We start from the raw sequence: 20,226 nt of genomic DNA, 5'->3' as shown, positions 1-20,226 counted from the left end.
TTTGTGGCGATGGTGCGGCTTGAGAGCCTGACGCTACGTCAATGCACTCCGCAGCGTTAGGCCGCGAGCTTCAACCCGGCAATGCCGCTGACAATGAGTGCGATGCAGCCGAGGCGCATGAAGGTCGCGGGCTCCGCAAACAGGAAGATGCCGAGGATGACCGTGCCGACGGTACCAATACCGGTCCAGACCGCGTAAGCCGTGCCGAGCGGCAGGGTGCGGACCGCGAGGCCGAGCAGCGTGATGCTGAGGATCATCGAACCGACGGTCAGAATGGTCGGCGTGAGCCGCGTGAAGCCGTCGGTGTATTTGAGACCGATTGCCCAACCGATTTCGAGGATACCGGCAAGCAGAAGAAGGAACCAGGCCATGTCAAACTCCTAGAATTGGAGCGAGGCCGTCCCCGCGGATGTTCGGTATCGTCATCGCGAACCGTGCAGCCGTCTGCAATGCGGGTTCTATCTCACACTCCAGCGCCGACAGCAAGGCAGCCGCGGTCAGATCAGCCTTGCACTGGCGGCAAAGCTGAGCCACTTCGCGCAGCGCTTGAAACCGCCGCAGCGATAGGGTTTGCTCCGAGCCGCACATGAACGAACGCGGTCTTGCAATCCCTGGGCATTCTAGGGAGCATTGCGCTCCCGGCGGAGCTTCGCCCACCATTCCAGCCGCTTGCGGATCTCACGCTCGAAACCACGCTCCGGCGGGTCGTAGTAGGTTTGGCGACCCATCTTCTCGGGAAAGTAATCCTGGCCGGAGAAAGCGTCCGGTTCGTCGTGATCGTAGCGATAGCCGTCGCCGTAGCCTTCGCCCTTCATCAGCTTGGTCGGTGCATTGAGAATGTGCTTCGGCGGCAGTAGCGACCCGTTCTCCTTGGCAGCGCGCATCGCCGCCTTGTAGGCTGTGTAGACGCCATTCGATTTCGGCGCCGTCGCCAGATAGACGCAGGCCTCGGCGAGCGCCAGCTCCCCCTCCGGCGAGCCCAGGTAATCATAGGCGTCCTTGGCGGCATTGCAGATCACCAGGGCCTGGGGGTCGGCAAGGCCGATATCTTCCACCGCCATGCGCACAAGCCGTCGCCCAAGATAAAGCGGGTCTTCCCCGGCATCGAACATGCGGCAGAGATAGTAGAGTGCCGCATCCGGATCGGAACCGCGCACCGACTTGTGCAGCGCGGATATCAGATTGTAGTGACCATCCTGGCCCTTGTCGTAAACCGGCGCCCGGCGCTGGACGATGTTTTGAAGGGCTGCCGCGTCGAAGATCTCATCGCGCCGTGCCGCACGCCAGACTTCCTCAGCCAGCGTCAGCGCCGCCCGGCCATCGCCATCGGCCATACGGATGAGGCTGGCACGGGCATCGGCATCAAGCGGAAGCGTCTTGCCCTCCGCCTGCTCTGCCCGCAAAAGAAGCTCCTGAATGCTGTCTTCGCCGTGCGGCTTGAACGTCAGCACGCGGGCGCGGGACAATAGAGCGGCGTTGAGCTCGAAGGACGGGTTCTCCGTCGTCGCGCCGACGAGGATGACGGTGCCATCCTCCATGACAGGCAGGAAGCTATCCTGTTGAGCGCGATTGAAGCGGTGGATCTCGTCGACGAAGAGCAGTGTCTGCCGACCGGACATGCGCCGAGCGCGCGCCGATTCGAACACTTTCTTGAGATCGGCGACACCGGAGAAGATGGCCGAGATCTGTTCGAAGGCGAGCCCCGCCTCCCCCGAAAGCAGCCGCGCGACCGTCGTCTTGCCGGTGCCAGGCGGTCCCCAGAAGATCATCGACCCGAGCGAACCCGACGCGATCATCCGCGACAGCACGCCGTCATCACCGGTCAGATGCTCCTGGCCGGTGACTTCGGCAAGCGTACGCGGACGAAGCCGATCGGCAAGCGGCCTGGCCGACGCCATTTCCGGTGGCTCGTGGGGTGTGAACAGATCGCTCATCGGAAGAACTGACGGATGAGTTGGCCGTTCCGCTCGATTTCGACGCGCCAGAAAGAGGCATCGTCGGCCATCACGTGCTCCAGCGTCTTCGACGTGTCGATTGCGGTGCCGTTGACCGAACGCACAATGTCCTTCGGTTCCAGACCAATGCGGGCCGCCGGCGAGCCGCGGTTGACCTGCATGACGACGACCCCCTGGAGGGACGTCGACATGCGCAGCTCGTCAGCAAGGCGTGGCGACAGATTGGCGACGACCGCGCCGGCAAAGGGATTGCGCCCTTCGATCAGCCGCTCGTCACGTGGCGACGTCTCCGGCGCGCGCTCGAGCTTCAGCGTCACCTCCCGCGGCTTGCCGTTTTCTGACACTGTGACGCGCGCCTCGTGACCGATGCCGACCGTCGTCAGGCGGTAGCCGAGCGCATCCGGGTGTTCGACATCGATGCCGTTGACGGCAGTGATCACCTGCCCCGGCTTGATGCCTGCCTGCTCGGCCGGGCCACCCGCCACGACAGCAGTCACCAGTGCGCCGCGGGCGCGGCTGAGGCCAAGTGCTTCAGCCACTTCCGAGGTCACCGGTTCGAAGCTGGCGCCGATGAAAGGACGGACGAAGGTGCCGTTGCCGCCTTCTGCAGAAGCGACGAAGACCTTCACCAGATTGGCTGGAATGGCAAAGCCGACGCCGTTCGAACCGCCGCCCTTGGAGAAAATCGCGGTGTTGATCCCGATCAACTCGCCGTTCATGTCGATAAGACCGCCGCCGGAATTGCCCGGATTGATCGCCGCATCCGTCTGGATGAAGAAGCCGAAATCTCCCGAAGAGACCTGGTTGCGCGCCAGCGCCGACACGATGCCGCTCGTCACCGTCTGGCCGACGCCGAAGGGATTGCCGATCGCGAGAACAAGGTCACCGACTTCGACCGCATCGGAATCGCCGAGCGGGACGATCTCGAAGGGACCTTCCGACTGGATCTTCAGGACGGCCAGGTCGAGCCGGTCATCCTTGAGCACGATCTTGCAGGGAAACTCGCGGCCGTCGGCCAGCGCCACCTTGATATCGTCGGCGCCCTCGATGACGTGGTTGTTGGTAACGACGATGCCGTTCTTGCCGACGATTACGCCGGAACCGAGCGAGGACTGCTTCTCGGAGCGGTTCGGCATACGCTGGCCAAAGAACTCCTCGAAGAAGGGATCGCCGGAAAAGATCGAGCGGCGCTCGACCACCCGTTCGGCGTAGACGTTGACGACCGCATTCGCTGTCTGCTTGACCAGCGGCGCGAAGGAAAGCTGCATTTCTGTGCGTGACTGCGGAACCGTCTTGGGCTCCTGCGCCAGCGCCGGACAGGCGAGAGAGACAGCAATGACGAGCGCAACAAGCGCTCTTTGGCCAACGATCATGTGAAGCATTCTCCTATTCGTCTCGGCTACGTTCAGATAGGATTTCGCGGGAAAAAAGGCAAACGTTGGCGCAGGATACGCAATATTGCCGGCTTCACGCGCTACGCACGAAAACGTGGTTCCGTACCCCTTTCACGGTGATCGAAAGTCTGCTGAGTTCGTACAAGTCAAGGCTCATAAACACTCACGGATAAGACCATGCCAAGCTACCGCCCGCCGCGAATCATTTCTTCGGAAATCACCCCGGAGAACATCTTCATCAATCGCCGCGCATTCCTGGGCGCTGCAGCCGGCGGCATCCTTCTTGCTGGAAGCGGCACAGGCATAGCGGCGGCGCTCAACGCGCCCAAGGGCAAGTACGAAGTCAACGAAGACCTGACGCCCGAAGCCGATGTCACCGGCTACAACAATTTCTACGAATTCGGGACAGGCAAGGGTGATCCGGCCGCCAATTCGAGCGGCTTCAAGCCGGCCCCCTGGACGGTGAAAGTCGATGGTCTCGTCGGTAAACCGATGGAGTTCGGGCTCGAGGAATTGCTGAAGTTCCCGATCGAAGAGCGCGTCTACCGCATGCGCTGCGTCGAGGCGTGGTCGATGGTGATCCCCTGGACGGGCTTCCAGCTCTCAACCCTGCTCGACAAGGTCGAGCCGCTTGGCAGCGCTAAGTACGTATCGTTCGAAACTGTCGTCCGTCCTTCGGAAATGTCGGGTCAATCCGGATTCTTCCAGCCCCTGCCATGGCCCTATCGTGAGGGCTTGCGCCTCGACGAGGCGCGTCATCCGCTCACTCTCCTGTCCGTCGGCGTCTACGGCAAGACGCTTCCGAACCAGAACGGCGCTCCCATACGGCTCGTCACGCCCTGGAAATACGGCTTCAAGGGTATCAAGTCGATCGTGCGGATTTCGCTCACCGAAACGCAGCCGCCCTCTACCTGGAACCTGTCGGCCCCCAACGAGTATGGCTTCTATGCCAACGTCAACCCGGCCGTCGATCACCCGCGCTGGAGCCAGGCGACGGAGAACCGCATCGGCGGCGGTGGCTTCTTCGGCTCCAATCGTCGCGACACCCTGCCCTTCAACGGCTATGCCGATGAGGTCGCAAGCCTCTACGCCGGCATGGACCTGAAAGCGAACTATTGATCATGGCCCGCCTGCCCTCGCTTCCGAAACGCTATCATTCGGCCTCGGTCTGGGCACTCTACGGTTTCGGCCTGGTGCCTGCCGGCTACGCCTTCTATCTTGGCGCCACCGGGCAACTGCCTGGAAACCCGGTCAAGGAGTTCGAACATCTACTCGGCCTCTGGGCGCTTCGTTATCTCGTTGCGACTTTGGCGATCACGCCGATCCGTGATCTCTTCGGCATCAACTGGCTGCGCTACCGTCGGGCACTGGGGCTGCTCGCCTTCTATTACGTGCTGATGCATTTCCTGGCCTATATGCTGCTCGATCAGGTGCTGAACGTGCCGGCCATCCTCGCCGACATCGCCCGGCGTCCCTTCATCACCATCGGCATGGCCGCGTTCGTCATGCTGATCCCGCTGGCGGTGACGTCCAACAACTGGTCGATCCGCAAACTAGGCACACGATGGAACACGCTGCACCGGCTCGCCTATCTGATCGCCGCAGCGGGTGCGCTGCACTTCTCGATGTCGGTGAAGGTCGTCGGTCCCGAACAGATGCTCTACCTCGGTCTGGTCACCGTTCTGCTCGTGTGGCGTCTGGTGCGCAAACCCTATCTGCGCCGGAAACGACACGCGGCCAACGCACCGGTCAGGACTGCCCCCGGAAGAGCCTGAGGCGTTCTTCGCCCTACCTGAGCGGATCACCCTCGCGTTCAACGAAACCGCGTCGGAACGAACGCGCCTTCAAATGTACGCCCAAGCAATAGGCACATAGAAAAGCGGCCGGGTGATCACCACCCGGCCGCTTCCAATTTTCTGCCTTCGATCGGCTTAGGCTGCTTCGGCAGCTTCAGCTTCAGCGGCAACGCGGGCGAGATCCTTCGCGCCCTTTGCCGAGACGTCGCGGTCAACGAATTCGATGACTGCGAGCGCGGCGTTGTCGCCGTGGCGGAAGCCAGCCTTCATGATGCGCAGATAGCCGCCGTTGCGGGTGGCGTAGCGCGATGCGATCGTGTCGAACAGCTTCGAAACGACGGCGGCGTCGCGGATCTGCGAGATCGCCTGACGGCGAGCGTGCAGGTCACCGCGCTTGCCGAGCGTGACGAGCTTCTCGACGATCGGGCGGATTTCCTTGGCCTTCGGCAGGGTCGTAACGATCTGCTCGTGTTCGATCAGCGAAGCTGCCATGTTGGCAAACATCGCCTTGCGGTGGCTGGCGGTTCTATTCAGCTTGCGGCCGGCTTTACCGTGGCGCATGGCTATTCTCCTTCACTTGCAGGCATTCGCCCGCAGTCTAATGGTTAGTATTGGTCTTCGTAACGCTTGGCGAGATCTTCGATGTTCTCAGGCGGCCAGGACGGCACTTCCATGCCGAGGTGCAGGCCCATGGAAGCGAGAACTTCCTTGATTTCGTTCAGCGACTTGCGACCAAAATTCGGTGTGCGGAGCATTTCTGCTTCGGTCTTCTGAATGAGGTCGCCGATGTAGACAATGTTGTCGTTCTTCAGGCAGTTGGCCGAACGGACCGAAAGTTCCAGTTCGTCGACCTTCTTGAGAAGCGCCGGGTTGAAGGCGAGTTCGGTGACTGCCTCTTCCTCTGCTTCCTTCTGCGGCTCGTCGAAATTGACGAAGACCGACAGTTGGTCCTGAAGGATGCGGGCCGCAAATGCGATCGCATCTTCACCGGTGACGGAACCGTCCGTCTCGATGGACATCGTCAGCTTGTCATAATCAAGAACCTGGCCTTCGCGGGTGTTTTCCACCTTGTAGGACACTTTCTTGACCGGCGAGTACAGGCTGTCGACTGGGATCAGGCCGATCGGAGCATCTTCCGAACGGTTGCGATCAGCCGGCACGTAGCCCTTGCCGTTGTTGACGGTGAACTCCATGCGGATTTCCGCGCCCTCGTCGAGGGTGCAGATCACATGGTTCGGGTTGAGGATTTCGATATCGCCAACCGTCTGGATGTCACCGGCGGTAACAACGCCCGGACCCTGCTTGCGCACGACCATGCGTTTTGCGTCGTCGCCATCCATCTTGATGGCGATTTCCTTGATGTTGAGCACGATGTCCGTCACATCTTCCCGGACGCCCGGGATAGAGGAGAACTCGTGCAGAACGCCGTCGATCTGCACTGCGGTGACAGCAGCACCGCGCAGCGACGACAGAAGCACGCGGCGAAGCGCGTTGCCGAGAGTCAGACCAAAGCCGCGCTCAAGCGGCTCCGCAACCAACGTTGCCTTGGTGCGGCCGGAGGAGATGAACTCCACCTTGTTCGGCTTGATCAGTTCCTGCCAATTCTTCTGGATCATGTTTTCTGCCTTCCGTTCGTTGCCACCATCCAATCGTGACAACCGAGCCCCGAAGACCGGGAGAGCGCGGATGCACTCTCACCGGCATGTTGAATGCATATGATCAGACGCGGCGCTTCTTGCGCGGACGGCAGCCGTTGTGCGGGATCGGGGTCACATCGCGGATCGAGGTGATCATGAAGCCCGCAGCCTGCAGCGCGCGAAGAGCGGATTCACGACCGGAGCCCGGACCGCAAACTTCGACTTCCAGCGACTTCATGCCGTGTTCCTGAGCCTTCTTGGCACAGTCTTCAGCGGCGATCTGAGCGGCAAACGGGGTCGACTTACGCGAACCCTTGAAACCCTTTGCACCGGCAGACGACCAGGCAATCGCGTTGCCCTGTGCGTCGGTGATGGTGATCATGGTGTTGTTGAACGACGAATTGACGTGAGCAACGCCAGACGTGATGTTCTTGCGTTCGCGGCGGCGAACGCGGGTGGCTTCCTTGGCCATAGGATCCCTTTCTTAGATCTCTGCACCGCCGTAATTCCAGCGGCTCCACCGGGAAAAGGATTTGTCGTCCCCTGCCCTGCATCTTCATTTCCCGTTGAGCGGGATACCCACTCGACGGACTTAACATCCGGCCGATCGACCGGACAAAGGTCAGGCAAGCGCCTTTCCAAACTGCAAAAGGAGGCCGGCGCTTGACGCCAGCCTCCCAATCTCCCTTTTCGGGAAATTACTTCTTCTTACCGGCAATCGCCTTCGCCGGACCCTTGCGGGTGCGGGCGTTGGTGTGGGTGCGCTGACCGCGAACCGGCAGGCCACGACGGTGGCGCAGGCCACGGTAGCAGCCGAGGTCCATCAGACGCTTGATGTTCATCGAGGTCTCGCGACGCAGGTCGCCTTCGACCTGATAGTCGCGGTCGATCGTTTCGCGGATCTGCAGGACTTCAGCGTCCGTCAGCTGATGCACGCGACGATCTGCCGGAATACCGACCTTCTCGATGATTTCCTGTGCGAATTTCGGGCCGATCCCGTGAATGTAGGTCAGCGCGATAACTACGCGCTTTGCCGTCGGGATGTTGACGCCAGCGATACGTGCCACGTCTATTCTCCTTGCGTTCCAGTTGCCATCCGGCAATAGGTGCTTCGTTACGCGACCTCGAAGAGCCGCACGTTGATTGAGGTTCGAGACACGTCAAAAACGACCGCACTCGGACTTCATTTTCTTTGAAGACCGCGCCGATCGCTCTCATGTCGCGAGTTGGCGCTGTCTTTGGCGGAATCGGCCGGGAAAGTCAACTCCCCGACGGTTCCTTTTCGGCAAAGACCAGTGTCTAAGCCAGAATCTTCTCGATCTCTGCGGTGACGGTAGTCACTTCCGCCATGCCATCGACCGTTCTCAGCTGGCCGGTGCCGGCATAGTGTTCGGAGAGCGGTGCTGTCTTCTCGCGATACTCCGTCAAGCGTCGTTTGAAGGCTTCCGGATTGTCGTCCGAACGAACGGCACCTCCCGCAGCGATGGTCTCCGCTACGCGATTCTCCATACGCTTTACAAGGGCTGCCTCGTCGACCTTCAACTCGATGACTGCATCGAGCTTCAGACCCTTGCCTTCCAGCATCCTGCCGAGTGCAATCGCCTGCGGAACGGTGCGCGGGTAGCCATCCAGGATGAACCCCTTCGCGCAGTCCGGCTGATCGATGCGATCCGACACGATTTCGTTGACGATCTCATCGGAAACCAGCTGACCGGCGTCCATGACTGCCTTCGCACGCTTGCCGACCTCAGTCGCCTGGGCAACGGCGGCCCGCAGCATATCGCCTGTGGAAAGCTGCGGAATGCCGTATCTCTCCGTCAGAAGCTTGGCCTGTGTCCCCTTGCCAGCGCCTGGCGGCCCCAAAAAAATCAGTCTCATCGTCCCCTCTTTCCTCCGCGCAGCTTCGACTTCTTGATCAGCCCCTCATACTGCTGTGCGATGAGATGGCCCTGGATCTGTGCTACCGTATCAAGGGTCACGCTGACAACAATCAAAAGCGACGTACCACCAAGGTAGAACGGCACGCCGGTCTGAGAAATCAGAACTTCCGGCAGAATGCAGACGAAGATCAGGTAGACCGCACCGATGACGGTGATGCGCGTCAAGACATAATCGATGTATTCCGCAGTGCGCTCGCCCGGGCGAATGCCAGGAATGAAGCCGCCATGTTTCTTCAGATTGTCGGCCGTGTCTTTCGGATTGAAGACGATCGCCGTGTAGAAGAAGGCGAAGAACGCAATCATCGCACCGTAGAGGACCATGTAGAGCGGCTTGCCGTGGCCAAGCGCGCCAACGATCGTGGTCGCCCAACCCGGCAGCGTCGCCGTGTTGGCAAAGCCCGCAAGCGTCGCCGGCAAGAGCAGCAGCGACGAGGCGAAGATCGCCGGGATGACGCCCGAGGTGTTGAGCTTCAGCGGCAGGTGCGAGGTGTCGCCCTGGAACATGCGGTTGCCGACCTGGCGCTTCGGATACTGGATCAAAAGCCGCCGCTGCGCCCGCTCCACGAAGACGATCAAGGCAATGACGGCCACGACCATGATGATGATCGCGAGAATCAGCGGGGTCGAGAGCGCGCCGGTGCGGCCGAGTTCGAGTGTACCGGCCAGTGCCGTCGGCAGATGCGCAACGATACCGGCGAAGATGATCAGCGAAATACCGTTGCCGATACCGCGCGAGGTGATCTGCTCACCGAGCCACATCAGGAACATGGTGCCGCCGAGCAGCGAAATGACGGTCGAAATGCGGAAGAACCAACCCGGATCGTTCACGAGGCCGTTGCCGCTCTCGAGGCCGACAGCGATGGCATAAGCCTGCGCCGTGCCGAGAAGCACCGTGCCGTAACGGGTATACTGGTTGATGATCTTGCGCCCCTGCTCGCCTTCCTTCTTCAGCTGTTCCAGAGCCGGAACGACCGAGGTCATCAGCTGAACGATGATCGAGGCAGAGATATAAGGCATGATGCCGAGCGCGAAGATCGCCATGCGCTCAACTGCACCGCCCGAAAACATGTTGAAGAGGCCGAGAATACCACCGCTCTGGCCGCGGAATGCCTGGGCAAACGCGTCCGGGTTGAGGCCGGGCAGCGGGATATAGGTGCCAAGACGGTAAACCAGAAGCGCACCAAGCGTGAACCAAAGTCGTTTCTTCAGATCTTCCGCCTTAGCGAAAGTCGAGAAATTCAGGTTCGAGGCGAGCTGTTCCGCTGCAGAAGCCATGCAATTCTCCGCGTACCAAATCTCGGAATCAGCGGGAACACCCGGTCCGTTCCGGAAGGAGTAACTTTTCGTATTGAAAACCGGACGCGAGGCGATTGTGTCTGCAATCGGATGCCTCACCGTGGTTTCCGCTATGTCCGCTCGCGGCGAGCGATTCGCCGGCTGCGGACGTGAGGCTCACATATGGGAGCAAAACCGCCCGGAGTGAAGCACCCCGGGCGGTTCATCAATAATATTATTCAGCAGCAGCTGCGAGCAGCTTGACCGAACCGCCGGCCTTTTCGATCTTTTCGATCGCCGACTTGGAAGCGCCAGCAACTTCGATCGAAACCTTCGCCTTCAGTTCGCCGTCAGAGAGAACGCGGACGCCGTCCTTTTCGCGACGGATAACGCCAGCAGCCTTGAGGGCAGCTGCATCGACGGTCTTGGAAGCGTCGAGCTTCTTGGCGTCGATTGCCGTCTGGATGCGGCCGAGCGACACGACAACAAACTCCGAAGCGAAGATGTTGTTGAAGCCGCGCTTCGGCAGACGACGGTAGATTGGCATCTGACCGCCTTCGAAGCCGTTGATGGCAACACCCGAACGAGCCTTCTGACCCTTTACACCGCGGCCGGCCGTCTTGCCGGAGCCCGAGCCGATACCACGGCCGAGGCGCTTGCGGCTGTGGGTCGAGCCTTCGTTGTCCTTGATTTCATTCAGTTTCATGATCTTATCCCCCTCACTTCTCGTCGACGACGCGAACGAGGTGCTGGACGGTCCGGATCATGCCGCGAACAGACGGAGTGTCTTCCAGCGTGCGAACCCGGTGCATCTTGTTGAGGCCCAGACCGATGAGCGTCTGACGCTGTACGGCCGGACGGCGAATGGGGCTACCGATCTGCTCGACGGTAACGGTCTTCGCGGCGACTTCTTTCTTAGCCATCTGTCAGCTCCCTTATTCTTCGGAAGCAGCGCCGGAGGCAACACGACGAGCCTGGAGCGTGGCGTACTTCATGCCGCGCTGAGCTGCGATGTCCTTCGGGTGCATCTGGTTCTTGAGGGCGTCGAACGTGGCGCGAACCATGTTGTACGGGTTCGACGAACCGGTCGACTTAGCGACGACGTCATGAACGCCGAGCGTTTCGAAAACGGCGCGCATCGGGCCACCAGCGATGATACCGGTACCGGCCTTGGCCGAACGCAGCAGCACCTTGCCGGCGCCGTGACGGCCGTGAACGTCGTGATGCAGGGTACGACCACCACGCAGCGGGACGAAGATCAGGTCGCGCTTTGCGGCTTCCGTTGCCTTGCGGATGGCTTCCGGCACTTCGCGCGCCTTGCCATGACCGAAGCCAACGCGGCCCTTCTGGTCGCCAACGACGACGAGAGCTGCGAAACCGAAACGACGACCGCCCTTCACCACCTTGGCGACGCGGTTAATTGCTACGAGCTTATCGACAAATTCGCTGTCGCGCTCTTCGCGGTTCTGGCGATCTTCGCGAGAACCCCTTCTTTCCTGTGCCATTGTCCTTTTCCTTTTTCTTTTCCGGGTGCAATCGGCAGATTGACAAAAGTCGCCCCCTCCACGCGGAGCGGAAGCGACCGGAAACTTATGAGGGTGCCAGGCGAGCACAAGGCTCGCCTGGCAAACGATCAGAAGTTCAGACCACCTTCACGTGCAGCTTCGGCGAGAGCCTTGATGCGACCGTGATAGATGAAGGCGCCACGATCAAAGACAACGTCCTTGACGCCGGCCTTTACGGCGCGCTCAGCGATGAGCTTGCCGACGGCAGCCGCAGCTGCCGCGTCAGCGCCCGTCTTCAACGACGAACGCAGATCGGTGTCGAGCGTGGAGGCAGACGCAAGCGTCTTGCCGGCCACATCATCGATAACCTGTACGTAGATGTTCTTCGACGAGCGATGAACCGACAGGCGCGGACGGCCATTCGCGACCGCCTTGATTTGACGGCGCACGCGGTTGGCGCGACGTACAAGAGTATCTTTCCTGCTAGCCATTTCGCGTGATCCTTACTTCTTCTTGCCTTCTTTGCGGACAATCCGCTCTTCGGCATACTTGACGCCCTTGCCCTTGTAGGGCTCGGGGCCGCGGTATTCGCGGATCTCCGCGGCAACCTGGCCGACCTGCTGCTTGTTGATGCCGGACACGATGATTTCGGTCGGCTTCGGAACAGCAATCGTGATGCCTTCAGGCGTCTGGTAGACCACGTCGTGGCTGAAACCGAGGGCCAGCTGCAGGTTCTTGCCCTGCAGCGACGCGCGGTAACCGACGCCGTTGATTTCGAGCTTGCGTTCGAAACCGTCCTTGACACCCTTGAAGATGTTCTCGATCATCGTGCGGGACATGCCCCACTTCGAACGAGCATCCTTGCTCTGGTTGAGCGGCTGAACAACAACCGCATTTTCTTCGAGCGCTACCGATACTTCGTCGTTTGCAACAAAGAACAGTTCGCCCTTGGGGCCCTTCGCCGTTACCTTCTGGCCATCAACGCTTGCCGTGACGCCTGCCGGAACCTGAACGGGCTTCTTACCGATACGAGACATTTTTATACCTGTCTGTTCGCTATGGAGAACTCTGCTACGCCTTCCTTAGAAGACGGAGCAAAGGATCTCGCCACCAACATTCTGTTCGCGTGCCTGATGATCGGCCATCACGCCCTTCGGAGTCGAAAGGATGGTGATGCCGAGGCCGTTCGCGACCTGCGGAATGGACTTAACCGAGACATAAACTCGGCGGCCCGGCTTGGAGACGCGCCCGATCTCACGGATCACGGAAGCGCCTTCGTAGTACTTCAGTTCGATGTTCAGCTCGGCCTTGCCGTTGCCGAATACGACTTCGGAGTATCCACGGATGTAGCCTTCAGCCTGAAGGACATCCAGAACACGTGCGCGCAGCTTGGAAGCCGGCGTGGAAACGCTCGACTTGCGGCGTGCCGCGCCGTTACGGATACGGGTGAGCATATCGCCCAGCGGATCAGTCATTGCCATGTGCCCGTCTCCTTACCAGCTCGACTTGACGACGCCCGGCACCTTGCCGAGGTTGCCCAGTTCGCGAAGCGCAATACGCGACATACGAAGTTTACGATAGAAGGCGCGCGGACGGCCGGTAACTTCGCAACGGTTGCGGATGCGGGTCTTGGATCCATCGCGCGGCAGACCTGCCAGCTTGATGGTTGCCTTGAACCGCTCTTCGATCGGGAGAGACTGGTTCATGATGGTCGCCTTCAGAGCGGCACGCTTTGCAGCCTGCGAGGCAACCAGTTTGCGGCGGCGCTTGTTCTTTTCAACTGCGCTCGTTTTCGCCATTACTGTTATCCTTCTTTACGCTTGTCGTTACGATTACTGACGGAACGGGAAGTTGAACTCTGCGAGCAGAGCACGAGCTTCGTCGTCGTTAGTAGCCGTCGTGCAAACGATGATGTCCATGCCCCACATCTGATCAACCTTGTCGTAGTTGATCTCAGGGAACACAATGTGCTCCTTCACGCCCATGGCGAAGTTGCCACGACCATCAAAGGACTTCGGATTGAGGCCGCGGAAGTCGCGAACGCGCGGAAGAGCGATGTTCACGAGACGATCCAGGAACTCAAACATCCGAACGCCGCGCAGGGTAACCTTGGCACCAATCGGCATGCCTTCGCGAAGCTTGAAGCCAGCGATGGAGTTGCGAGCGCGGGTGATTACCGGCTTCTGACCAGCAATCGCTGCGAGGTCGGCAGCAGCAACGGTCGGCTTCTTGGAGTCGCCCGTCGATTCGCCAACACCCATGTTGATGACGATCTTGTCGAGGCGCGGGATCTGCATCTCGTTGGCGTAGGAGAACTTCTCCTGCATAGCCGCACGAATACGCTCGACATATTCCTTCTTGAGCCGCGGCTCGTAAGCGGACTTAGCCATCGATCACTACTCCCGAACGCTTGGCCACGCGGACCTTCTTGTCGCCATCGATCTTGAAACCGACGCGGGTCGGCTTGCCGTCCTTCGGATCGGCAATCGCGATGTTCGAAAGATGGATCGAGGCTTCCTTGTTGATGATGCCGGCTTCCTGGCTCTGGGTCTGGCGCTGGTGACGCTTCACCATGTTTACGCCACGCACGACAGCCCGGTCTTCCTTCGGCATTACCTGTACGACTTCGCCGGTACGGCCCTTGTCCTTACCGGTGAGAACGACGACTTTGTCGCCTTTGCGAATCTTTTGCATCTCTTAACGCTCCCTTAGAGTACTTCTGGAGCCAGCGAGATGATCTTCATGTGGTTCTTGGCGCGAAGTTCGCGCGGAACCGGTCCGAAGATACGGGTGCCGATCGGCTCTTTCTTGTTATCGATAAGAACGGCTGCGTTGGTGTCAAAGCGGATGACAGAGCCATCCGGACGGCGGATGTCCTTCGCAGTGCGAACGACAACAGCCTTCATGACATCACCCTTCTTTACGCGGCCGCGCGGAATGGCTTCCTTGATCGAAACGACAATGATGTCGCCGACCGACGCATACTTGCGCTTGGAGCCGCCCAGCACCTTGATGCACATGACACGACGAGCGCCGGAATTATCCGCCACGTCGAGGTTTGTTTGCATCTGAATCATGTCAGGTCGCCTTCTTGTTGTTACCAGGCCGGTTGGGTCGAAACCCCCTCGCCCGGCTTATAGTGCTCATCTCAAAGCAAAAGAACGCCCGGAATCGAGCGTTCCCCTGCTTCAATTGCGTGCTTCATACAGGTATTTTCCCAAGACGCAAGGGTCTTGGTGTCAAAACCTGCTGAAATCAAGCGTGGGCGGCGACTACCGTCCAGCGCTTATCCTTCGAGATCGGCGCACATTCCTCGATGGAAACGACGTCACCAACCTTGTACTGGTTGTTTTCGTCGTGCGCCTTGTACTTCTTCGAGCGACGGACGGTCTTCTGGAGGATCGGATGCGCAAAGCGGCGCTCGACCCGTACGACGACAGTCTTGTCGTTCTTGTCGCTGACAACAGTGCCCTGCAGAATGCGTTTCGGCATATTTTCTGGTCCTTAGGCCTTGGCTTCTGCCGCCTTCTGGCGGGCAATGGTTTTGACGCGTGCGATGTCCTTGCGGACTTCGTTAATACGCGAAGACTTCTCGAGCTGGCCGGTTGCCTTCTGGAAGCGCAGGTTGAACTGCTCCTTCTTCAGCTTGGCAAGCTCTTCGTTGAGTTGATCAGCGCTCAGAGCGCGAACATCTACGGCTTTCATGAGTTCACTCCTTACTCTGCGATACGCTGCACGAAGCGCGTCTTGACAGAGAGCTTGGCAGCGCCAAGACGAAGTGCCTCACGGGCAAGTTCTTCGCTGACACCATCGATCTCAAACATCATTCGGCCGGGCTTGACCTTGCATGCCCAGTATTCGACCGAACCCTTACCCTTACCCATGCGGACTTCCGTCGGCTTGGCGGTGACCGGAACGTCGGGGAACACACGGATCCAGACGCGGCCGGCGCGCTTCATGTGACGCGTGATCGCGCGGCGGGCCGCTTCGATCTCGCGCGCATTCACGCGGTTGGGTTCCTGAGCCTTAAGGCCGAATTCGCCGAAAGCGAGATCAGATCCGCCCTTGGCTACGCCCTTGATGCGGCCCTTGAACTGCTTGCGATACTTCGTACGCTTTGGCTGCAACATTTTTTTACTTCTCCGATATTGGCTGCCAAACGCGAATGTTACGCGTTTTCACGACGGCGGTCACGATCGCCACGGTCGCGATCACGGCCTGCCGGGCCCTGGTTGTCACTTTCGATCGCGCGACGCTCGGAAGCCATCGGATCGTGCTCGAGGATTTCGCCCTTGAAGATCCAGACCTTGATGCCGCAGATGCCGAAAGCGGTTTCCGCTTCAGCCGTGCCGTAGTCGATGTCCGCACGCAGGGTGTGCAGCGGAACGCGACCTTCGCGGTACCATTCGGTACGAGCGATTTCGGCGCCACCGAGGCGGCCGGCGCAGGTGATCTTGATGCCTTCGGCGCCAAGACGCATGGCCGACTGAACAGCGCGCTTCATCGCGCGGCGGAAAGCCACGCGGCGCTCGAGCTGCTGGGCGATCGACTGAGCAACGAGCGTTGCGTCAACTTCCGGCTTGCGTACTTCAACGATGTTGAGGTGCGTTTCGGAGTTGGTCATCTCGGAAAGCTTCTTGCGAAGCTTTTCGATGTCAGCGCCCTTCTTGCCGATGATGAGACCCGGGCGAGCCGAGTGGATCGTGACGCGGCACTTCTTGTGCGGACGCTCGATGACCACCTTGGCGATACCGGCAGCCTTCAGTTCTTCCATCAGGTAAGCGCGGATCTTCAGGTCTTCATGAAGAAGCTGGCCGTATTCGGCGTTGTCCGCGAACCAGCGGCTATCCCAGGTCCGGTTGATACCGAGACGGAAGCCGATCGGATTAATCTTCTGACCCATTATGCGGCCTCCCCTTTGGCTTCCACTTCACGGACGACGATCGTCAGGTGCGAGAATGGCTTTTCGACACGCGATGCACGGCCGCGACCACGAGCGTGGAAGCGCTTCATGACAATCGACTTGCCAACGTAAGCTTCTGCAACGACGAGCGAATCGACGTCGAGATCGTGGTTGTTCTCGGCGTTTGCAATCGCAGATTCAAGGGTCTTCTTGACCGTTTCTGCGATGCGCTTGCGGGAGAACTCCAGTTCGGCCAGAGCGCGATCGACCTTCTTGCCGCGGATCATCGCGGCAACCAGGTTGAGCTTCTGGGGGCTGACGCGGATCGTGCGCGCAATTGCCTGCGCCTCATTATCCTTCAGCCGGCGTTCGGCTTTTGCCTTGCCCATTGTTACTTCCTCTTTGCCTTCTTGTCCGCGCCATGACCGTAGTAGGTCCGGGTCGGAGAGAATTCGCCAAACTTGTGACCGACCATGTCTTCATTGACGCTGACCGGAACGTGCTTGCTGCCGTTGTAGACGCCGAAGGTGAGGCCGACAAACTGCGGAAGGATCGTGGAGCGGCGGCTCCAAATCTTGATCACTTCGTTGCGACCGCCTTCGCGGACCTTCTCAGCCTTCTTGAGAAGATAACCGTCAACGAACGGACCTTTCCATACTGAACGAGTCATTCGAGACTTCCTCTCTTACTTCTTCTTCTGGTGCCGCGAGCGCATGATGAACTTGTCGGTCGACTTGTTCGAGCGCGTACGCTTGCCCTTCGTGGGCTTGCCCCACGGGGTAACCGGGTGACGACCACCCGAGGTACGGCCTTCACCACCGCCGTGCGGGTGGTCAACCGGGTTCATGACGACGCCGCGAACGTGCGGACGCTTACCGCGCCAACGCGAACGACCAGCCTTACCGTCATTGATGTTGCCGTGATCGGGGTTCGATACGGCGCCGATCGATGCGAGGCAGGAACCGTGCACAAGGCGCTGTTCGCCCGAGTTCAGACGAAGGATCGCCATGCCCTGGTCACGACCGACGAGCTGCGCATAGGTACCAGCAGAGCGAGCCATCTGGCCGCCCTTGCCCGGCTTCATTTCCACGTTGTGGATGATGGAGCCGACCGGGATGTACTGCAGCGGCATCGTGTTGCCGGGCTTTACGTCAACGGCCTTTTCCGAAGCGATGACCTTGTCGCCAGCAGCGAGGCGCTGCGGAGCGAGGATGTAGGCCTTTTCGCCGTCGGCGTAGTTGACGAGCGCGATGAACGCGGTGCGGTTCGGGTCGTATTCCAGACGCTCGACCGTGCCTTCAACGTCGAACTTGCGACGCTTGAAGTCGACCAGACGATACGTACGCTTGTGACCGCCACCCTGGAAGCGAACGGTGATGCGACCGAGGTTGTTGCGACCGCCCTTGGAGGACAGGCCTTCGGTCAGCGCCTTGACCGGCTTGCCCTTGTAGAGGCCGGACCGGTCTACGATGACCAGCTGACGCTGGCTCGGGGTCGTCGGATTGAAATTTTTCAATGCCATTTTCTTGTTCCCTTTTGGGTTTTTACCCTAATGGGCCTATCCGTTAGAGACCGGTGGAGACGTCGATGGACTGACCGTCGGCGAGCGTAATGATCGCCTTCTTCACGTCCTTCTGCTTTCCGGCAAAGCCGCGGAAACGCTTCGTCTTGCCCTTGCGGACCAGCGTGTTCACAGCCGTAACCTTGACGCCGAACAGAGCTTCGACAGCAGCCTTGATCTCAGGCTTCGAAGCGTCCTTGGCGACGTTGAAGACGACCTGGTTCTGTTCGGAAACCAGCGTCGACTTTTCAGTGATCGAGGGAGACACGATCACGTCGTAGTGGCGAAGATCCGTCATTTGAACCGCTCCTCCAGAGCTTCCACGGCAGCCTTGGAAAGCACGAGCTTGCCACGGCGCAGAATGTCGTAAACGTTGATGCCCTGAACCGGCAGAACGTCCACGTTCGGGATGTTCTGGGCTGCGAGCTTGAAGTTGTTCTCGATCTCGGCGCCGCCGATGATCAGAGCGTTGGTGAGGCCGAGCGAGGCGAACACGCCGGCGAGTGCCTTGGTCTTGGCTTCCTTGGCGACGAGATCGTCGATGACGATGATCTCTTCAGCCTTCAGCTTGGCCGAGAGCGCATGGCGCAAGCCGAGAGCACGAACCTTCTTCGGAAGGTCGTGTGCGTGGCTGCGGACAACCGGGCCATGAGCCTTACCACCGCCACGGAACTGCGGAGCGCGAGCGGAGTGGTGGCGGGCGCGGCCCGTACCCTTCTGCTTGTACATCTTGGCGCCGGTGCGCGAAACTTCCGCGCGGCCCTTGGCCTTATGCGTGCCCTGCTGCTTCTTGGCGAGCTGCCAGCGAACGACGCGGGCAATGATGTCTTCACGGGGTTCGAGGCCGAAAATGGCGTCAGAAAGGGAAACCTTTCCTGCGTCCTTGCCCTCGAGGGTTTTGACGTTGAGATCCATTACTCGGCTCCCTTACTTCGATGCTTCGGCGCGCACAGCGGCCGGGCGCGGAGCGCCTTCCGGGGTGCCCGACTTGATGGCGTCACGAACGACGATCCAGGCACCCTTGGAGCCGGGGACTGCGCCCTTGACCAGGATCAGACCGCGGTCTTCATCGGTCGATACGACTTCGAGGTTCTGGGTGGTGACGCGGGTCTGACCCATGTGACCAGCCATGCGCTTGCCCTTCCAAACGCGGCCCGGATCCTGGTTGGAACCGGTAGAACCATGCGAACGGTGCGATACGGAAACGCCGTGCGTTGCACGCAGACCGCCGAAGTTGTGGCGCTTGATGGCACCAGCAAAACCCTTACCGATCGTGGTACCGGTGACGTCAACGAGCTGGCCGGCAACAAAATGGTTGGCCGTCAGTTCTGCACCGATGTCGATCAGGTTGTCCGCGGAAACGCGGAACTCGACGAGCTTCGCCTTCGGCTCGACGTTGGCAGCAGCAAAGTGGCCGCGCATCGCCTTCGGCGTGTTCTTGACCTTGGAGCGGCCAGCACCGAGCTGGACAGCCACGTAGCCGTTCTTTTCTTCCGTACGCTGGGCTACCACCTGGCAGTTCTCCAGCTTCAAAACTGTAACCGGGATATGCTCACCAGCGTCGTTATAGACGCGGGTCATTCCCACTTTCTGTGCAATCACACCTGAACGCATTGGTTCATTCCTCTTGAGAGTTAGTGACGGAGCGAGCCCCCTCACATCTCTGGTTTAAGGTTTCCTTGAGATCATCCGATCTTGAGGTCGCCCGTTTTTGGAAGCCGTTGGACCGAGGGGTCCACGTACCTTCCTTGTTTATTAAAGCTTGATTTCCACGTCGACGCCGGCAGCCAGGTCGAGCTTCATCAGCGCGTCAACGGTCTGCGGGGTCGGGTCTACGATGTCGAGAAGGCGCTTGTGGGTGCGCATTTCGAACTGTTCACGGCTCTTCTTGTCGACGTGCGGCGAGCGGTTGACCGTAAACTTTTCAATGCGCGTCGGCAGCGGTACGGGACCGCGCACGCTTGCACCGGTACGCTTTGCCGTCGACACGATTTCGCGCGTCGAGGCGTCGAGGATCCGGTGATCAAACGCCTTGAGGCGGATGCGGATGTTCTGGCCGTTCATACGACTTATCCTTGTTCAGGTTACTTGCGGTTTCCGTGGAAAAACACGCAGTGAACTTCGTTTAATTTCGGCCAGTCCGCTAACTTTTCAAAGATCGGAGGGACAGGGTTTCCCCTGCCCCTTCCTATTTGAGCGGCCGTGGCCGGCCTGTCTTCTTGTGAGCGCACAACGTCGAAGCACCGTGCAAATCACGCGT

32 protein-coding genes are annotated in these 20,226 nt (G+C 59.8%); 2 read left to right on the top strand and 30 right to left on the bottom strand.

The features are described from left to right. Positions 1-56 precede the first annotated feature (56 nt). The 3 genes from sugE to LAC81_RS05690 form a co-directional block, all read right to left on the bottom strand. Positions 57-371 (bottom strand): quaternary ammonium compound efflux SMR transporter SugE, encoded by a 315-nt coding sequence (gene sugE, locus LAC81_RS05700; protein WP_113541380.1) that lies wholly within the window; start codon positions 369-371, stop codon positions 57-59. Positions 372-620: 249 nt separating this feature from the next. After that, entirely contained in the window at positions 621-1,934 is a 1,314-nt protein-coding gene (locus LAC81_RS05695; protein ID WP_223727034.1) for a replication-associated recombination protein A, read from the bottom strand. Continuing rightward, positions 1,931-3,328 (bottom strand): DegQ family serine endoprotease, encoded by a 1,398-nt coding sequence (locus tag LAC81_RS05690; protein ID WP_223727033.1) that lies wholly within the window; start codon positions 3,326-3,328, stop codon positions 1,931-1,933. The genes LAC81_RS05695 and LAC81_RS05690 overlap by 4 nt, the downstream gene beginning before the upstream one ends. A 198-nt stretch (positions 3,329-3,526) precedes the next feature. Here LAC81_RS05690 and msrP point away from each other — a divergent pair, with 198 nt between their 5' ends. After that, on the top strand, positions 3,527-4,468 hold the full coding sequence (msrP, locus tag LAC81_RS05685; protein WP_223727032.1) for a protein-methionine-sulfoxide reductase catalytic subunit MsrP: 942 nt from the start codon (positions 3,527-3,529) through the stop codon (positions 4,466-4,468). Between the two features lie 2 nt (positions 4,469-4,470). Continuing rightward, complete coding sequence (msrQ, locus tag LAC81_RS05680; protein WP_223727031.1) at positions 4,471-5,124, top strand: protein-methionine-sulfoxide reductase heme-binding subunit MsrQ; 654 nt, start codon at positions 4,471-4,473, stop codon at positions 5,122-5,124. A gap of 156 nt (positions 5,125-5,280) precedes the next feature. On the opposite strand, the gene rplQ is transcribed toward msrQ, so the two are convergent. From rplQ to rpsJ, 27 genes are all read right to left on the bottom strand, one after another. Beyond that, positions 5,281-5,706, bottom strand: a complete 426-nt coding sequence (rplQ, locus tag LAC81_RS05675; protein ID WP_057255585.1) for a 50S ribosomal protein L17 — start codon at positions 5,704-5,706, stop codon at positions 5,281-5,283. 44 nt (positions 5,707-5,750) lie between these two features. After that, on the bottom strand, positions 5,751-6,761 hold the full coding sequence (locus LAC81_RS05670) for a DNA-directed RNA polymerase subunit alpha (RefSeq protein ID WP_025426686.1): 1,011 nt from the start codon (positions 6,759-6,761) through the stop codon (positions 5,751-5,753). 103 nt (positions 6,762-6,864) lie between these two features. Continuing rightward, positions 6,865-7,254 carry a 30S ribosomal protein S11 gene (rpsK, locus tag LAC81_RS05665; RefSeq protein ID WP_003536496.1) on the bottom strand — a complete coding sequence of 130 codons (390 nt, stop codon included), beginning with the start codon at positions 7,252-7,254 and terminating at the stop codon, positions 6,865-6,867. A gap of 226 nt (positions 7,255-7,480) precedes the next feature. Further along, positions 7,481-7,849: a 30S ribosomal protein S13 gene (rpsM, locus tag LAC81_RS05660; RefSeq protein ID WP_034795586.1), complete on the bottom strand. Its 369-nt coding sequence runs from the start codon at positions 7,847-7,849 to the stop codon at positions 7,481-7,483. Positions 7,850-8,081: 232 nt separating this feature from the next. After that, the gene (locus tag LAC81_RS05655) at positions 8,082-8,660 is read right to left on the bottom strand and encodes an adenylate kinase (protein WP_223727030.1); all 579 of its coding nucleotides are present in this window, start codon (positions 8,658-8,660) and stop codon (positions 8,082-8,084) included. Continuing rightward, complete coding sequence (secY, locus tag LAC81_RS05650) at positions 8,657-9,997, bottom strand: preprotein translocase subunit SecY (RefSeq protein ID WP_223727029.1); 1,341 nt, start codon at positions 9,995-9,997, stop codon at positions 8,657-8,659. Before secY ends, LAC81_RS05655 begins: the two co-directional genes overlap by 4 nt. Before the next feature lie 235 nt (positions 9,998-10,232). After that, the gene (gene rplO, locus LAC81_RS05645) at positions 10,233-10,703 is read right to left on the bottom strand and encodes a 50S ribosomal protein L15 (RefSeq protein WP_113541388.1); all 471 of its coding nucleotides are present in this window, start codon (positions 10,701-10,703) and stop codon (positions 10,233-10,235) included. Between the two features lie 13 nt (positions 10,704-10,716). Beyond that, on the bottom strand, positions 10,717-10,920 hold the full coding sequence (gene rpmD, locus LAC81_RS05640) for a 50S ribosomal protein L30 (RefSeq protein WP_043623384.1): 204 nt from the start codon (positions 10,918-10,920) through the stop codon (positions 10,717-10,719). Positions 10,921-10,932: 12 nt separating this feature from the next. Next, positions 10,933-11,502, bottom strand: coding sequence for a 30S ribosomal protein S5 (gene rpsE / locus LAC81_RS05635; RefSeq protein WP_113541389.1), 570 nt, complete (start codon positions 11,500-11,502; stop codon positions 10,933-10,935). A gap of 128 nt (positions 11,503-11,630) precedes the next feature. After that, positions 11,631-11,993, bottom strand: coding sequence for a 50S ribosomal protein L18 (rplR, locus tag LAC81_RS05630; protein WP_025426679.1), 363 nt, complete (start codon positions 11,991-11,993; stop codon positions 11,631-11,633). Between the two features lie 12 nt (positions 11,994-12,005). Beyond that, positions 12,006-12,539 carry a 50S ribosomal protein L6 gene (gene rplF, locus LAC81_RS05625; protein WP_113541390.1) on the bottom strand — a complete coding sequence of 178 codons (534 nt, stop codon included), beginning with the start codon at positions 12,537-12,539 and terminating at the stop codon, positions 12,006-12,008. A 45-nt stretch (positions 12,540-12,584) separates the two neighbouring features. After that, entirely contained in the window at positions 12,585-12,983 is a 399-nt protein-coding gene (rpsH, locus tag LAC81_RS05620) for a 30S ribosomal protein S8 (RefSeq protein ID WP_025426677.1), read from the bottom strand. Between the two features lie 12 nt (positions 12,984-12,995). Then, positions 12,996-13,301 (bottom strand): 30S ribosomal protein S14, encoded by a 306-nt coding sequence (rpsN, locus tag LAC81_RS05615; protein WP_104667131.1) that lies wholly within the window; start codon positions 13,299-13,301, stop codon positions 12,996-12,998. Positions 13,302-13,334: 33 nt separating this feature from the next. After that, entirely contained in the window at positions 13,335-13,892 is a 558-nt protein-coding gene (gene rplE / locus LAC81_RS05610) for a 50S ribosomal protein L5 (protein WP_043623396.1), read from the bottom strand. After that, positions 13,885-14,196: a 50S ribosomal protein L24 gene (rplX, locus tag LAC81_RS05605; protein ID WP_025426674.1), complete on the bottom strand. Its 312-nt coding sequence runs from the start codon at positions 14,194-14,196 to the stop codon at positions 13,885-13,887. Before rplX ends, rplE begins: the two co-directional genes overlap by 8 nt. A 14-nt stretch (positions 14,197-14,210) precedes the next feature. After that, positions 14,211-14,579 carry a 50S ribosomal protein L14 gene (gene rplN, locus LAC81_RS05600; protein WP_034795548.1) on the bottom strand — a complete coding sequence of 123 codons (369 nt, stop codon included), beginning with the start codon at positions 14,577-14,579 and terminating at the stop codon, positions 14,211-14,213. Positions 14,580-14,757: 178 nt separating this feature from the next. Further along, a complete protein-coding gene (gene rpsQ / locus LAC81_RS05595; RefSeq protein ID WP_034795546.1) occupies positions 14,758-14,994 on the bottom strand; it encodes a 30S ribosomal protein S17 in 237 nt (78 codons plus the stop codon). 12 nt (positions 14,995-15,006) lie between these two features. Further along, complete coding sequence (rpmC, locus tag LAC81_RS05590) at positions 15,007-15,207, bottom strand: 50S ribosomal protein L29 (RefSeq protein ID WP_034795543.1); 201 nt, start codon at positions 15,205-15,207, stop codon at positions 15,007-15,009. Positions 15,208-15,218: 11 nt separating this feature from the next. Then, entirely contained in the window at positions 15,219-15,632 is a 414-nt protein-coding gene (gene rplP, locus LAC81_RS05585) for a 50S ribosomal protein L16 (protein WP_011975175.1), read from the bottom strand. A 38-nt stretch (positions 15,633-15,670) separates the two neighbouring features. Continuing rightward, positions 15,671-16,405, bottom strand: coding sequence for a 30S ribosomal protein S3 (gene rpsC / locus LAC81_RS05580; protein WP_113541392.1), 735 nt, complete (start codon positions 16,403-16,405; stop codon positions 15,671-15,673). Next, positions 16,405-16,794, bottom strand: coding sequence for a 50S ribosomal protein L22 (gene rplV, locus LAC81_RS05575; RefSeq protein ID WP_057255573.1), 390 nt, complete (start codon positions 16,792-16,794; stop codon positions 16,405-16,407). The genes rpsC and rplV overlap by 1 nt, the downstream gene beginning before the upstream one ends. A 2-nt stretch (positions 16,795-16,796) precedes the next feature. After that, entirely contained in the window at positions 16,797-17,075 is a 279-nt protein-coding gene (rpsS, locus tag LAC81_RS05570) for a 30S ribosomal protein S19 (protein ID WP_018239488.1), read from the bottom strand. Positions 17,076-17,090: 15 nt separating this feature from the next. Next, entirely contained in the window at positions 17,091-17,927 is an 837-nt protein-coding gene (rplB, locus tag LAC81_RS05565; RefSeq protein WP_113541393.1) for a 50S ribosomal protein L2, read from the bottom strand. Positions 17,928-17,970: 43 nt separating this feature from the next. Further along, a complete protein-coding gene (locus tag LAC81_RS05560) occupies positions 17,971-18,264 on the bottom strand; it encodes a 50S ribosomal protein L23 (RefSeq protein WP_057255571.1) in 294 nt (97 codons plus the stop codon). Further along, positions 18,261-18,881: a 50S ribosomal protein L4 gene (gene rplD, locus LAC81_RS05555; RefSeq protein ID WP_034795521.1), complete on the bottom strand. Its 621-nt coding sequence runs from the start codon at positions 18,879-18,881 to the stop codon at positions 18,261-18,263. Before rplD ends, LAC81_RS05560 begins: the two co-directional genes overlap by 4 nt. Before the next feature lie 12 nt (positions 18,882-18,893). Further along, on the bottom strand, positions 18,894-19,580 hold the full coding sequence (gene rplC / locus LAC81_RS05550; protein WP_057255569.1) for a 50S ribosomal protein L3: 687 nt from the start codon (positions 19,578-19,580) through the stop codon (positions 18,894-18,896). A 141-nt stretch (positions 19,581-19,721) separates the two neighbouring features. Continuing rightward, positions 19,722-20,030 (bottom strand): 30S ribosomal protein S10, encoded by a 309-nt coding sequence (gene rpsJ, locus LAC81_RS05545; protein ID WP_003507767.1) that lies wholly within the window; start codon positions 20,028-20,030, stop codon positions 19,722-19,724. Positions 20,031-20,226 lie beyond the last annotated feature (196 nt).

This window comes from Ensifer adhaerens (assembly GCF_020035535.1).
Lineage (GTDB): Bacteria > Pseudomonadota > Alphaproteobacteria > Rhizobiales > Rhizobiaceae > Ensifer.
Note: the sequence above shows the minus strand (reverse complement) of the source record. Positions and strands in the feature narration are given on the sequence as shown.